This is a genomic window from Pseudomonas sp. TE3910 (assembly GCF_056279025.1).
The window spans coordinates 901,979-914,495 of the sequence record NZ_JBWBQN010000001.1 but is presented as its reverse complement, the minus strand read 5'-3'; the positions used below and the strand labels follow the sequence as shown (position 1 = coordinate 914,495).

The 12,517-nt window shown below is 57.0% G+C and carries 12 protein-coding genes; all 12 read left to right on the top strand.

Annotated elements, in window-relative coordinates; translation table 11 throughout:
* Positions 1–11 precede the first annotated feature (11 nt).
* The 12 genes from ACZ9H3_RS04120 to ACZ9H3_RS04065 all read left to right on the top strand — a co-directional run bounded on the left by ACZ9H3_RS04120 (position 12) and on the right by ACZ9H3_RS04065 (position 12,516).
* A complete protein-coding gene (locus ACZ9H3_RS04120) occupies positions 12–755 on the top strand; it encodes a glycosyltransferase (RefSeq protein ID WP_476219736.1) in 744 nt (247 codons plus the stop codon).
* Positions 752–1,030, top strand: a complete 279-nt coding sequence (locus ACZ9H3_RS04115) for a lipid-A-disaccharide synthase N-terminal domain-containing protein (protein ID WP_099774808.1) — start codon at positions 752–754, stop codon at positions 1,028–1,030. The genes ACZ9H3_RS04120 and ACZ9H3_RS04115 overlap by 4 nt, the downstream gene beginning before the upstream one ends.
* Before the next feature lie 11 nt (positions 1,031–1,041).
* Complete coding sequence (locus ACZ9H3_RS04110; protein ID WP_256587988.1) at positions 1,042–2,559, top strand: ArnT family glycosyltransferase; 1,518 nt, start codon at positions 1,042–1,044, stop codon at positions 2,557–2,559.
* A gap of 140 nt (positions 2,560–2,699) precedes the next feature.
* Complete coding sequence (locus ACZ9H3_RS04105; RefSeq protein ID WP_476219733.1) at positions 2,700–3,578, top strand: SdiA-regulated domain-containing protein; 879 nt, start codon at positions 2,700–2,702, stop codon at positions 3,576–3,578.
* Between the two features lie 34 nt (positions 3,579–3,612).
* The gene (locus ACZ9H3_RS04100; RefSeq protein WP_476219731.1) at positions 3,613–5,052 is read left to right on the top strand and encodes an ArnT family glycosyltransferase; all 1,440 of its coding nucleotides are present in this window, start codon (positions 3,613–3,615) and stop codon (positions 5,050–5,052) included.
* 211 nt (positions 5,053–5,263) lie between these two features.
* Positions 5,264–5,956 carry a lipopolysaccharide core heptose(II)-phosphate phosphatase PmrG gene (pmrG, locus tag ACZ9H3_RS04095; RefSeq protein ID WP_476219729.1) on the top strand — a complete coding sequence of 231 codons (693 nt, stop codon included), beginning with the start codon at positions 5,264–5,266 and terminating at the stop codon, positions 5,954–5,956.
* Positions 5,957–5,958: 2 nt separating this feature from the next.
* On the top strand, positions 5,959–6,801 hold the full coding sequence (locus ACZ9H3_RS04090) for a phosphatase PAP2 family protein (protein WP_476219727.1): 843 nt from the start codon (positions 5,959–5,961) through the stop codon (positions 6,799–6,801).
* A gap of 64 nt (positions 6,802–6,865) precedes the next feature.
* Entirely contained in the window at positions 6,866–7,255 is a 390-nt protein-coding gene (locus tag ACZ9H3_RS04085) for a DUF2946 domain-containing protein (RefSeq protein ID WP_476219725.1), read from the top strand.
* A 118-nt stretch (positions 7,256–7,373) separates the two neighbouring features.
* A complete protein-coding gene (locus tag ACZ9H3_RS04080) occupies positions 7,374–9,455 on the top strand; it encodes a TonB-dependent receptor (RefSeq protein ID WP_476219723.1) in 2,082 nt (693 codons plus the stop codon).
* A 187-nt stretch (positions 9,456–9,642) separates the two neighbouring features.
* Positions 9,643–10,242 carry a paraquat-inducible protein A gene (locus ACZ9H3_RS04075; RefSeq protein ID WP_099774796.1) on the top strand — a complete coding sequence of 200 codons (600 nt, stop codon included), beginning with the start codon at positions 9,643–9,645 and terminating at the stop codon, positions 10,240–10,242.
* Complete coding sequence (locus ACZ9H3_RS04070; RefSeq protein WP_065757777.1) at positions 10,239–10,883, top strand: paraquat-inducible protein A; 645 nt, start codon at positions 10,239–10,241, stop codon at positions 10,881–10,883. Before ACZ9H3_RS04075 ends, ACZ9H3_RS04070 begins: the two co-directional genes overlap by 4 nt.
* The gene (locus ACZ9H3_RS04065; RefSeq protein WP_476219721.1) at positions 10,864–12,516 is read left to right on the top strand and encodes a PqiB family protein; all 1,653 of its coding nucleotides are present in this window, start codon (positions 10,864–10,866) and stop codon (positions 12,514–12,516) included. Before ACZ9H3_RS04070 ends, ACZ9H3_RS04065 begins: the two co-directional genes overlap by 20 nt.
* Position 12,517 lies beyond the last annotated feature (1 nt).

Below are 12,517 nucleotides of genomic sequence, written 5' to 3'. Positions count from 1 at the left end.
GCGGGAGCGTCATGAGCAAGAACATTTACATCTCTGTGCTGATTCCAGCAAAGAATGAAGCGGCAAATCTACCACCTTTGCTGCACGAGATTCGTGCAGCTCTCGATGGCGAAGCGTACGAGATTATCGTGGTCGACGATGGTAGTACCGACAACACGCTGGAAAAACTGCGCAACCTGAAAAGCAGCGGTTTCGATCAGTTGAGAATCTTGCATCAGGCGAGTTCGCTCGGGCAGAGCACTTCGATCTATAACGCCGCTCAGGCCGCGCATGGGCACTGGCTGGTGACGCTCGACGGCGACGGCCAGAATGACCCCGCCGATATCCCAAGCATGATCGCATTGGTTCGTGGCAGCGAAGGCGATGCCGACGGCATCAAACTCGTTGCAGGACACCGGGTGAACCGTCGTGATACAGCCAGCAAGCGCTGGGCTTCGCGATTCGCCAATGGCCTGCGCAGCCGCATGCTCAAGGACGCTACGCCAGACACCGGTTGCGGGCTCAAGCTGATAGAGCGGGCAGCGTTCTTGCGCCTGCCCTACTTCGATCATATGCACCGTTACCTGCCAGCACTTATCCAGCGCAATAAAGGCCGAATGCTGGTGCATCCAGTCAATCACCGCCATCGCCAGGCCGGGACCTCGAAGTACGGCAACCTGGACCGTGCACTGGTGGGGATTCTTGACCTGCTGGGTGTCTGGTGGCTAATCCGCCGTACCCGTTTCGACGCCACCCCCCAAGAGGTGGATGTATGAACATTACTCGGGAAACACTCTGGCTCATTCTGGGGTTTACCGGGCAGGCTGTCTTTACCGGGCGCTTTTTGCTTCAGTGGATCTATAGCGAAGTCAAAAAACGCAGCCTGATTCCTGTGGGGTTCTGGTACTTGAGCATTCTTGGCAGTGCACTGCTGCTGGTGTATGCGATCTACCGGCAAGACCCGGTTTTCATCGCCGGTCAAGCCTTCGGCTTCATCGTCTACTTGCGCAATCTGCAGCTGATTGCACGTAACAAAACGCTTAAGGAATAAGCCTGGTGCGTATGTTCACCTCCCACAGGACTGAACGCCTCGCGTTTGCCCTGCTAGCCCTTGTACTGGTGGGCGCCGGCCTCGGCTTGCGTCAACCAATGAATGTCGACGAAGAGCGCTTTCTTGGTGTGGCTCTGGAAATGCTGCAAAGCGGTTCCTGGTTCATTCCACATCGTGCCGCTGAAATCTATCCAGATAAACCGCCGTTGTTCATGTGGGCGGTTGCGTTCTTCACCTGGTTGACGGGCCTGCCAAAGGTCGCATTGTACTTGCCCGGGCTACTTTCGGCGGTCACCGCCACGGTAGTGCTGCATGATCTCGGGCGTCGTTTGTGGAACCGCCGCGTCGGCCGCATTGCTGCCCTGCTCTTCCTTGCCACCTACCAGACCTACAGTATTCTGCGTACTGGCCAGATCGACAGCTTTTTATGCTTGTGGGTGGCGCTGGGCATGTACGGCCTGGTTCGTCATCTTTTGCTTGGTCCCGCCTGGGGCTGGTTCTACCTGGGCTGTGCGGCGATGGGCTTCGGGGTGATCAGTAAAGGGGTCGGCTTTGTCCCCGCGCTCATGTTGATCCCCTACGCCTATGCCGTCAGCAAGGGCTGGAAGGGTGTGGTTGCCATGCCTGGGCAAGGGCGACGCTGGTGGCTGGGGTTGCTGGTCATGCTGCTGGCCATTGCAGTCTGGCTAGTACCTTTGGTGGTAACGGCGCTGTCGAGCGGCAATGCTGCAGAGCTGGCCTATATCAAGGAAATTCTGTTACGCCAAACCGCTCATCGCTACGCCAGTGCATGGGATCACCGTGAACCGTTCTGGTACTTTTTCGTCAAGGTAATCCCGCAGTATTGGCTGCCGATGTTCCTCGCCTTGCCCTGGCTGGTACCGGCGTGGCGCCGGCAACTGCTCAAGCACGACGGGCGTGTGCTGGTATTGCTGGGCTGGGTCATTCTCGTGGTGCTGTTCTTCTGCTTGAGCACCGGCAAACGCAAGTTGTACATCTACCCGGCGCTGCCAGGCCTGGCCTTGGTTGCTGCCCCCTTGGTGCCTTGGTTGCTTCGCCGCTGGTTCGGCCAGCGCCCCATGGGGCGCAAGATTTTCACAGCAGTAGCGATCCTGTGGTTCTGCCTCTGGTTTGCTCGCGGTTTTGTCGAAGCTCACAAGGAAGGTCGCAATCCACATGAAACGCTGATGAACGAGACCGCCGCACTGACCCAAGGTGCCGATCTGGTGCTTGTCAATTGGCGCGAAGGGCACTGGTTGTTCGCGAAGCAGCCAATTATCCACTTTGGCTTCCTTAGCGGATCGAAGATCGACCAGGCTGCCTTATGGTTGCATGAGCATCCCAAGGCCTATGCACTGGTACCCGCCAGTGAACTTGAGCGCTGCTTCCAGGCAGACAAGGCTCGTAAATTAGGCGAAACGTCGCGCGCGCAGTGGTTCCTGGTCGGTGCCGACGCCGATAACGGTAGTTGCCGCCCGGCACCGCCAACCAACGTGTACCGCTTCAGCTGGCACACCAGCCCCCTGTAATTCCTTGATTTGATCACCAGGCCGTCAGCGGCCTGGTTACCTCGTATTGCCTGGAGATTGATGCAGTGATTTCAGTTGCAGGGAAAACAGCGCGTGGGCTACCGGCTCTCGCTACACCGAAGTGGATTGGCGCAGCGTTATTGTTGATCGTGCTCGTGTTGGCCTATACCGCATCGTCACGCTATTTCATACATCAGCAGATCTACGCTCAGTTACGCACTGCCTGGGCAGGAGACACGGCGCCTGGTCAGAACATCTGGTTACCTGACTACAAGGTGGTCATTGATGGAAAGGTGGTGGAAAGCACGCTGAGGAATCTCTCAGGCATCACGTACGACTACGATCAGAATCGCCTGCTGGCCATCACCAACAACACGCCAATGGAGTTGTTGGTACTGAGCAAGGCTGGCGATATCGTCAGTCGCTACCCGCTGGAGGGTTTTAAAGACACCGAAGGCTTGGCCTACCTGGGTCACGGCCGTGTGGTGGTAGCCGACGAAGACCTGCAACGACTCAATGTGGTCACCCTGCCGACAGAGGTTCGCCCGATCAAAGCCGATGACACTCAATTCATCAGCCTGGCGATCAATCTTACCAATACAAACAAAGGGTTTGAGGGTGTGACCTACGATGCTGAACATGACCGATTGTTCGCCATCAAGGAACGGGATCCCCGTCAGCTGTTTGAAGTCACCGGGATGATTAATTCGATAGGGGCGCCACTGAAGATCAAAGTGGCTGACCTTACTTCGTGGGTCGATCGCAGTGTCTTTGCCAGGGATTTGTCTGATGGCTACTACGACGCTGCCACTGGCCACATGCTGATTCTGAGTGATCAATCGAAGTCCATCACCGAACTGGATCAGGACGGGAATTTTGTCAGCACTCGTTCACTGCGCGGTGGTATTAGCGACATGAAGGACAGCGCACCTCAGGCCGAAGGCATGACGATGGACAGTGATGGCAACCTGTATGTGGTCAGTGAGCCGAACCTGTTTTACCAGTTCAAGAAACAGTAAATACACCTGACGCGGCTGTTTGAGGGGGTTGCACATGAAGTTTGCTGCCGGCAACGCAACACGCGCCTTCACCATCATCGCTTTAATGCTGGTCTTGTTGTTGCTGTTCTGGGGCTTGGGCAGCATACCGCTCTTGAGTGTGAACGAGGCACGCCGTGCCGTGACTTCTCGAGAGATGCTGGAAACCGGTCAATGGCTTTTGCCGTATATGAACGGTGATCTGTACCTCTCCAAGCCGCCGCTCTTCTACTGGTTGACGCTGATGTCCTCTCAAATGCTGGGGGCACTGAGCGAATGGAGCCTGCGCCTGCCGTCAGCCCTGTTTGCCGCGCTTTGCTGCGGCCTTGTCTACTGGCAGGGGGTGCGTCTGGCAGGGCGTCAGGTTGGTTTGTTCGCGTTGATTTTTCTTGCCGCCAATGCCGGTTTCAGCCTCTTCGCGCGCCGCGCAGAAATTGAAATGACGCTCACGGGCCTATGCTTCATGGCCTTGCTTGCCGCCTGGCAGTACCTGTTTCATGAGGGGCGTCGGGGCTGGGTATGGCTCAGTTACGCCCTGTTGGGATGCGCGCTCCTTACCAAGGGGCCTGTTTGTTTGCTGTGGGTGACTGCGCCTGTTCTGGCGTTTGCATGCATTACGCGTTCCGCAAAGGCCAAGGCTTACCTGTGTGACGGATGGGGCTGGCTGATCGCCTTGGCAATCGGTAGTTCGTGGTACTTGGCTGTTTCGCTGCAGGAAGGCTGGGGCATTTGGGCTGGCATCCTGAATGAAGATATTGTCAAAAAAATCTCGGGCCAGGGGGCTGAGTCCTGGTATGCCTACCTGTTGTACCTGGCTGGCGACTTCTTTCCATTCTGGCTGGTGTTGCTGGTTCAACCGCGCCAACTGTGGCGCAGCCTTCGCGCCCGTCCCGAGCTGATGCTGCTGTTTTGCTGCAGTGCACTGCCCTTGATCCTCTTCTCACTGTTTACCGAAAAACACGCCAAGTACCTGCTACCCACCTATCCGGCGGTTGCATTGCTGCTGGCCTGGCAGTGGAGCGAGGTGTTGTCGCGCGTGGGCAATGCCTGGCACAAGCTGATGATCGGTCTGCCGCTTGTCGTGCTGGCGGGTTTTACCGTGTTCTATATGGGCTTCGAGTCCAGAGCCTTTGCGCATCGGATCGCTGGGTTCCCACAAATCAGTAGCGCTGCTGCAGCCCATCCTGAACTGCCTGCTTACAGCCTGCTCCCCCCGGATATGCGCCTGGTCTATTACATGGGGCGTCCAGTTGCGACGATAAGTGCCGAGCAGGCGCTGGCACGCACCGAGGCCCCCGGGTTGCTGTTTGTCCAGGCACCACTCCCGGCAGAACTCAACGCACTGCAACCCTGCGTGCTGGCGCAGGTTGAGCCCTATCTGAAACCAAAACGGCGCGCACTGTTGATCGGCCTTGGAACGGCCTGCCCCAAAACACCTCTTTCTGTCACACAGTGACACTACCCTTGTGTTTCCCTGCCCGGGCCTGCCGGGTGGGGACGCGCGGATGAATTGCCAGATGCTTGACGGCTACTGACCCTTAGCCGTTTTCACACGCCCTTCACACCCGTTTGACGAGTCATTTCCTCCCGCGTCGCTATCTTCTGCGCACAACGTTCTTTCGCGGTGCTTTGCCGCAGCCCCCTCAAAAATATTGCACTGGAGTTGCATGATGCTGCACGCAGTGATTGGCCGGGCAGAAGCCCTTCCGCTTGCGCTACGCCACAAGTACGCGCGCCCTCTCAAACTTGCCGCTGGCCTTACGGTGGCAGCTGTACTGGGGGCGCTTGCCGTCTGGTTTATGGCATGGCCGCATGTGCCGGACCTCAGCGCCAGCGGTGCGATGGCCAAAGCTGGCGTTTATGAGGGCTGGAAAAAAGGCGAAGTTGTTGTACTGATACGCCACGCGGAACGCTGTGATCGCTCAAAGGCGCCCTGCCTTGCTGCGCCCGAGGGGATTACCATCAATGGTAGCCAGGCCGCTGCACAGGTCGGCAAGGGACTCAAATCGTTTGGTCTTGCGCAAACCGATATTTTCGCCAGTCCTTTGCTAAGGACACAGCAGACAGCTGATTGGATTGTCGGTAATGCGGTCGCCAGTCAAGACTGGTTGAAGCTCTGCGACAAGGGGTTTGCCAACAATGTGCTTGAGCACAAGACGCCCAATCGGAATCTGGTGCTGGTGACTCACAGTGGCTGTATCGATCAGTTTGAACGTGAGCAGAATGTGCCGGGCGGCGAACGCTCGATTGCCTATGCACAGGCGTTGTTTGTTTCAGTCAGTGACAAAGGCCTGCCACGAATTCTCGGTAGCATTTCAGCTGATGAGTGGCAGAAAGTCGCACAGCAAGCGGTGAACTAACAATGCAGGCCATATCGCGTGAAGCGTTTTATCGGGTGAACGTGGGTTATGTCCTGTTGTTTGCGTTGGCGGTGTTTGTCCTGTTCGACCTGGCAGACCTTGACCGTTTATTCAGCGATCTGCTCTATGACCCCGTCACTGGTGTGTTTCCACTTGAACACAACACGCTGTTTGAAAAGATCACTCATAAATGGGCCCGGGTAATCCCGGACTGGACAGGTGAAATAGCGATCATCGGCTCGCTGCTGTCGTTTATCTGGCCTCGCCTCGCCCCTCATCCCCAATCGCGGGTCACAACTGTCCTGGAAGCCTTCCGTATCGCGCCCGTGTTGCGCTTTACCACCCGTTATCGCCGCGATTTTCTGTTTGTCGTATTGGCCTTTTCTCTGAGCACGGGTGTTATCCACTACCTGAAAAGCCACACGGGCGTGTATTGCCCCGTAGAAACCACACTGTATGGCGGCAAGGAAATTCGCATGGAGTGGTTCCATAACTTCTCTTTGTGGCAAAAGGCAGGCCCTGGAAGATGTTGGCCAGGGGGTCATGCTTCCGGTGGCTTCAGTATGCTGGCCCTGTACTTCATTGCGCGACGCTACCGTTGGCAACACACTAGAAAGGTGGTGATGGGGGCGCTATTGCTTGGTTTTGTCTTCGGCACGACGCGGGTGCTGCAAGGCTGGCACTTTATGTCCCATACCTTTTGGTCGGGGATATTTGTCTGGCTAAGTACGTTGATGGTCGCACTGGCGCTTTATGGTAGAGAACGTCTGTCCCAGCCGCTCGCCGCGCCGTTGCCAGGAGTGGCCGAATACACTCACGCCGGATGTGACAAAATGGCACACTGACGCGCTTTTACATCTGCGCCCCACTGCGGCTAAATAGTGGCTTCTTAACTCAGCCCTTCCCCTAATGGCCTCGTTGAAACGCATAAGCCCCTGGATTGCCTGCCTGGCTGTGCTGCTCAACCTGCTGGCCATGCCCATAGGCCGTGCGCTACAGACGCAAGATGTGCAGTTGCCGCTGTGGGGCGGTTTCTGCTCCGCAAACCCTTCTACCCCTCGCGTGCCTGCGCTCGACAAACTGATCGATACGCATGCACCCGCGTCACTGAAAGTCAGTATGCAGCATGGCGATTGCTGCTGTGGCCACAATGGCCAGGCTGCGTTGCCTTCGCCATACGTTCGGCATGTCTTGGGATTGTTCGCTGTCGATGCCGAACTGCGCAATCCGGTGCTTCCACCATCGTCTCCCCGTCGGCTCTGGCCACGTCTCAACCCCCGCGCCTCTCCTGTTGCCTGATCACTAAGTCCAGTCCTTCCAGACCGTATCTGGCAAGGCATTCATTGCCGGGCCTTGGGCGATTTCGCACCGCCCATTGGCACGATTGAGTTTTCTTGGTTATCAGGACGTATGCGTTATGCCTGCTCCATGTAGTTTGCCGCGTGTAAAACAACGCGTTGTTTCCCGCTCGTTTCTTGCCTTGCTCAGCGCCAGCCTGTCTGCATTTGATCCGCTTTCAATCGCCGTTGCAGCAACCTCCAGCAGCGAAGACTCCACACTCACCCTTGGCACTGTCACTGTTTCAGGTGCAGCAGCAGGCCCCTTGGCAACCAGCAGCGTAGTCAGCTCTGTCGATATTCTTGGGGGTGATATCCTCGAAAAAATGCCAGTCAACTACAGCTGGGAGCTGTTCAGCCGCGCACCGGGGGTGATGCTCACCGAGTTCAACCAAGGCACTACCTCGGGGAAAATTTCTTTCCGAGGCTTCAACGGTGAAGGCGAAGTGAATGCCGTCAAGTTGTTGATTGATGGCATTCCGAGCAACAGCAACGACGGCAACATGCCGTATATGGACATGATTTTCCCCCTCGAACTCGACAGCATCGAGGTGGTGCGCGGCACCAGTGATGCGCGTTACGGTCTGAACAACATCGCAGGCAATGTGAACATGTTGACCCGTACCAGCGGTGACTACACCAAGGCCAGGGTCCGCTATGGCAGCTTCAATACCCAAGAGACCCAATTGGCCAAGGGCATCGAAAGCAGCAACTGGACTCAAAACTACTTCATTGCCTACCAGAAAGCCGATGGCTACCGTGACCATGCCGAGGCTGACCGGTATTCCATGTCAGGCAAGTGGTTCTATACCCCGGACGACGACAGCTACCGTATAGGCCTGATTGCCCGTCACTATGAAACCGAAGCTCAGGAGCCCGGCTACCTGACAGAAGATGACGCCCGCCATCATCCCACTATGACCAACAGCTACAACGCGACGGACAAGGGCACGCGGCGGATGAACCAGGTCAGCCTGCATTTCGATACCGAGCTGACCGACAGCCTGGCCTGGTCGGCTAAAACCTACGTCAATACCTACGATGACCGTCGCTGGACACAGTACTGGCGCACCAGCTCCCAACAGGAGCGCGACACCTATGAAACCCAATACGGTGCCCTTACCTCCCTGACCTGGCGCCCTGAAGTCAACGGGTTGTATGACTTTGCGTTAGAAGGCGGTGCAGATGTGCAACAGCAACAGAACAAGAGTGAGCGTTACAAAACCAAGTCTCGTGTGCGCCAATCCCAGACGCGGGATCAAGCATTCGACTTTGACACGTACGGTGCTTATGTTCAGGCCGAGATCAAACCGTTCGAGTCGTTGAAAATCGTCCCTGCCTACCGGGTCGATAAAATCCAGGGTGATTTCACCAATGAAATGACCGGCACGGATTACGACATCAACGACTACGGGCTGATCAAACAGCCCAAGCTCAGCATTGTTTACTCACCCTGGGCAGTGGCCAGCGTTTATGCCAACTGGGGGCGTACATTTCAGGTGGGTACAGGCGCAGCCGCGTACAAGATTCCTCCGCGTACCACCGACCTGGAACCCTCGATCAATGAGGGCTGGGAAACCGGCGTCAAATTCACCCCGAGTGACTGGGTCGATGGACGTATCGCCTATTGGCAACAGGAGGCCACCGGTGAAGTCAGCCGCCGTCTCAACGACCCGAGCGGAGAATCGGACAACGTTGGTGAAACCCGGCGCTGGGGATACGACCTGCAGGTGAACATGTATCCCAATGAGCGTATCGATTTCTGGATGGCCTACGCCTGGCAATATTCAAAGATCCTGCAGCCCAGTGCGACCTTGCCTGACAGTAAAGGCCAGGAAATCGACCACGTACCGCATCATTTGTACAACGCCGGCGTCAGCTACCAGGCTACCCCTGCCCTGCAGTTGACGGCATGGATGAATGGACAGACCAATTACTACCTGGAACGGCAGAACACCCAAGGTACCTACGGCGGTTATGTGTTGATGAACCTTGGTGCTGTCTACAAGGTGGCCGAGTCGGTCAGCGTCGACGTACAGCTCAAGAACCTGACAAACCGCTATTACGAATACGTCTGGTACGACCCGGATGGCGCCGATGCGTCACTGCACTCACCTGGCGACGGGCGTGCGCTCTACACCGGCATCACGTTTGATCTCTGAACACCCGTTTGCAGTGGGGGCACTCCGCCCCTGCTGCTGCCACCTCAAGCGGGCAGCAAAGTGAAAAATTATGGGGCTACAGTAGCGCTTGGCGATTAAAAACGCGCCGGTGGATTTGCTCAATTGCAGCGCACTTCTATATTGAGCTAGTGACAGCGGTTCCTCGCCCTTTGCTAGAGCACAGATCATGGTGAAAACTGATCGTCTGATCATTTGCGAACACTGTGACTGCGTGTACGAAAAAGTCACGCTTGCCAAACATCAGAAAGCCTTGTGTCAGCGTTGCGGCGCAGTGCTTCAACGCTACAACGGAATGACCTTGCAGCAACGGCTGGCGTTGAGCCTTACGGCGGCAGTGCTATGGATTTTCGCCAACTTCTACCCGGTCATGAGTATCAGCCTGCAAGGCCTGAGCAACAGCGCAACCCTCTGGGATTCGGTGCGGGCCTTGAGTAACGGGCCTATCACCTTCATTGCACTCGTGGCAGCCATCGCCATCATCATCGCGCCGCTCTTTCAACTCGTGCTGTTGATCTGGGTGCTGACCTTTGCAATGGCTACCAAACGCTCTCCCGCGTTCAAGCTGTGCATGCGTTGGCTTGAGACCTTGAGGCCTTGGAGCATGCTTGAGGTGTGCCTGCTTGGCGCGATGGTCGCAGTTTTCAAACTGGCGGGCATGTTGGATGTGCTGCCCGGTATAGGCCTGATTGCCCTCGCTGTGTTGAGCTTGCTGATCATAAGGGTTGCCGGGCGCGATGTTCGCGAACTGTGGGAGATGTTGCCATGAGCACGCCTGCACTCGCCGCAGAGCTGAACCTTGCCTTGTGCCATGCGTGCAGCATGGCTTGCGACATGACCGATCACCCGCACACCTGTCCTCGCTGCGGCGCGGCGCTGCACGTACGCAAGCCTGATGCGTTGGCCCGCACCTGGGCCTATATGCTTGCCGCCTTGATCTTCTATATCCCTGCCAACCTTTTACCGGTGATGAACACGAGCCTGTTCGGCAGTGGTGCCGACAGCACGATCATGAGTGGTGTCATCGAGTTCTGGGGGCACGGCGCCTGGGACATTGCTTCGATTATCTTCATCGCCAGTATCGCCGTACCCGCGACCAAATTCGTCGCCTTGACCCTGCTATTGGTCACCGTACAACGTCAGAGTGACTGGGCCCGCAGAGAGCGGGCACAGCTCTACCGCTTCGTCGAGGTCATTGGCTACTGGTCAATGCTCGACGTCATCGTGGTCGCCCTAGTGGCGGCACTGGTCAAGTTTCAGGCACTTGGCGACATTGAACCGCGCCCGGGCATTCTCTTCTTCGGCCTGGTGGTGGTGTTCACCATGCTTTCGGCGATGAGTTTCGACCCGCGTCTGATCTGGGAACCCAAAAAAACCGAGGAGCGCATGGATGAAGCCAGCAACCCCTGATAGCCAAGCCATGCCCGGCCAGCCCAGCATCAAGACCCGCCGCGTTAGTGTTTCGGTGGTGTGGATTGTACCGATCATTGCAGTCCTGGTGGGCATTTCCCTGGTGGTGCATAACTGGCTGCAACAAGGGCCTGTCATTACTGTCACCTTCAAGACCGGTGAGGGGCTGACCGCCAACAAAACGCCGGTGAAATACCGTAACGTCGTGATTGGCCAAGTCACTGACGTCCAGTTGAGCAGCGACCAGAAAAATGTGACTGCAACCCTGAAACTGGATAAACAGGCGGAACACTTTACCCGCACCGGTTCGCAGTTCTGGGTCGTGCGTCCACGCATCGGCGCCGGCGGTGTTTCTGGCATCGACACGCTGCTGTCCGGTGACTTCATCGGTGCCGATGTCGGTCAAGGTGAGGGGCGATCCAAGGCGTTCAAGGGCCTGGAGGTGCCTCCTCCCATCACCTACGGCGAGCCGGGAAAGCGTTTCTCACTGCGCGCGCCTGACCTGGGTTCGCTTGGCATTGGCTCGCCTGTGTATTACCGCAAGATTCCCGTCGGCCAGGTGGTGTCCTACACCCTGGCGCCCGATGGCAAGGGCGTGGACATTGAAGTGTTTGTCCATGCGCCCAATGATGCCTTCGTCACCAATGACACCCGTTTCTGGAACGCCAGCGGCGTCGACGTCGAACTCAGCGCTAATGGGTTTGCGGTGAGCACTGAATCGTTGTCTTCCTTGTTGGTCGGCGGTATCGCCTTTCGTGCACCGGACTACAGCCCTGACGACCGGCCAGCACTTGAGGATTCTCCCTTTGAACTGTTTGCCGACCAGGAAACCGCCCTCGCCCCACCTAACGGCAAGGCGCAGTACCTGTCACTGCGTTTCGATGAAGCACTGCGCGGCCTGAAAGTCGGCGCTCCGGTGGAGTTTCTTGGCATCGACATCGGCAAGGTCGTCTCGGTCAACCTGGACTACGATGAGCAGCGCCACAGCTTCCCGGCGAACATTGGCATTGTGATCTATCCGCAACGCTTGGGGCCCGCTCACGCCAAGATGCTCAAGGCGCTCAAGCACGATCCCAGTGACGAACAGGCAAGCGTACGCCTGTTCGGCACCTTCATCGACAATGGCCTCAGGGCTCAGGCGCGCAGTGGCAATCTGCTGACCGGGCAGTTGTATATTGCGCTGGATTTTTACCCTGATGCGAAGAAGGTGGTCTTCGATCCAAACGCGCGCCCCGTCAGCTTGCCTACGGTGCCAGGAAGCCTGGAGCAACTGCAGGAAAAATTTCAGTCAATGCTCGACAAGCTGGACAAACTTCCACTGGAGCGCATCGCCAACAACCTGGACAGTAATCTGGTGGAACTGCGCAAGGGCCTGCAACAGTTCAACAGCAACACGCTGCCGGGTGTTCACGGCACATTGCAAGAAATCAGCAAAACCCTGCAATCGGCAAATACGACCCTGGCCGACGACTCGCCACAACGAGAACAGCTCAAGCAAACCCTGGATGACGTGGGGCGTATGTCGCGCTCCCTGCGGGAGCTGTCGGACTATTTCGGGCGTCATCCCGAGTCGCTGTTGCGCGGCAGACCCAAGGATGCACCCGCAGAAAACCTGGAACCCTCGCGTAACTGAT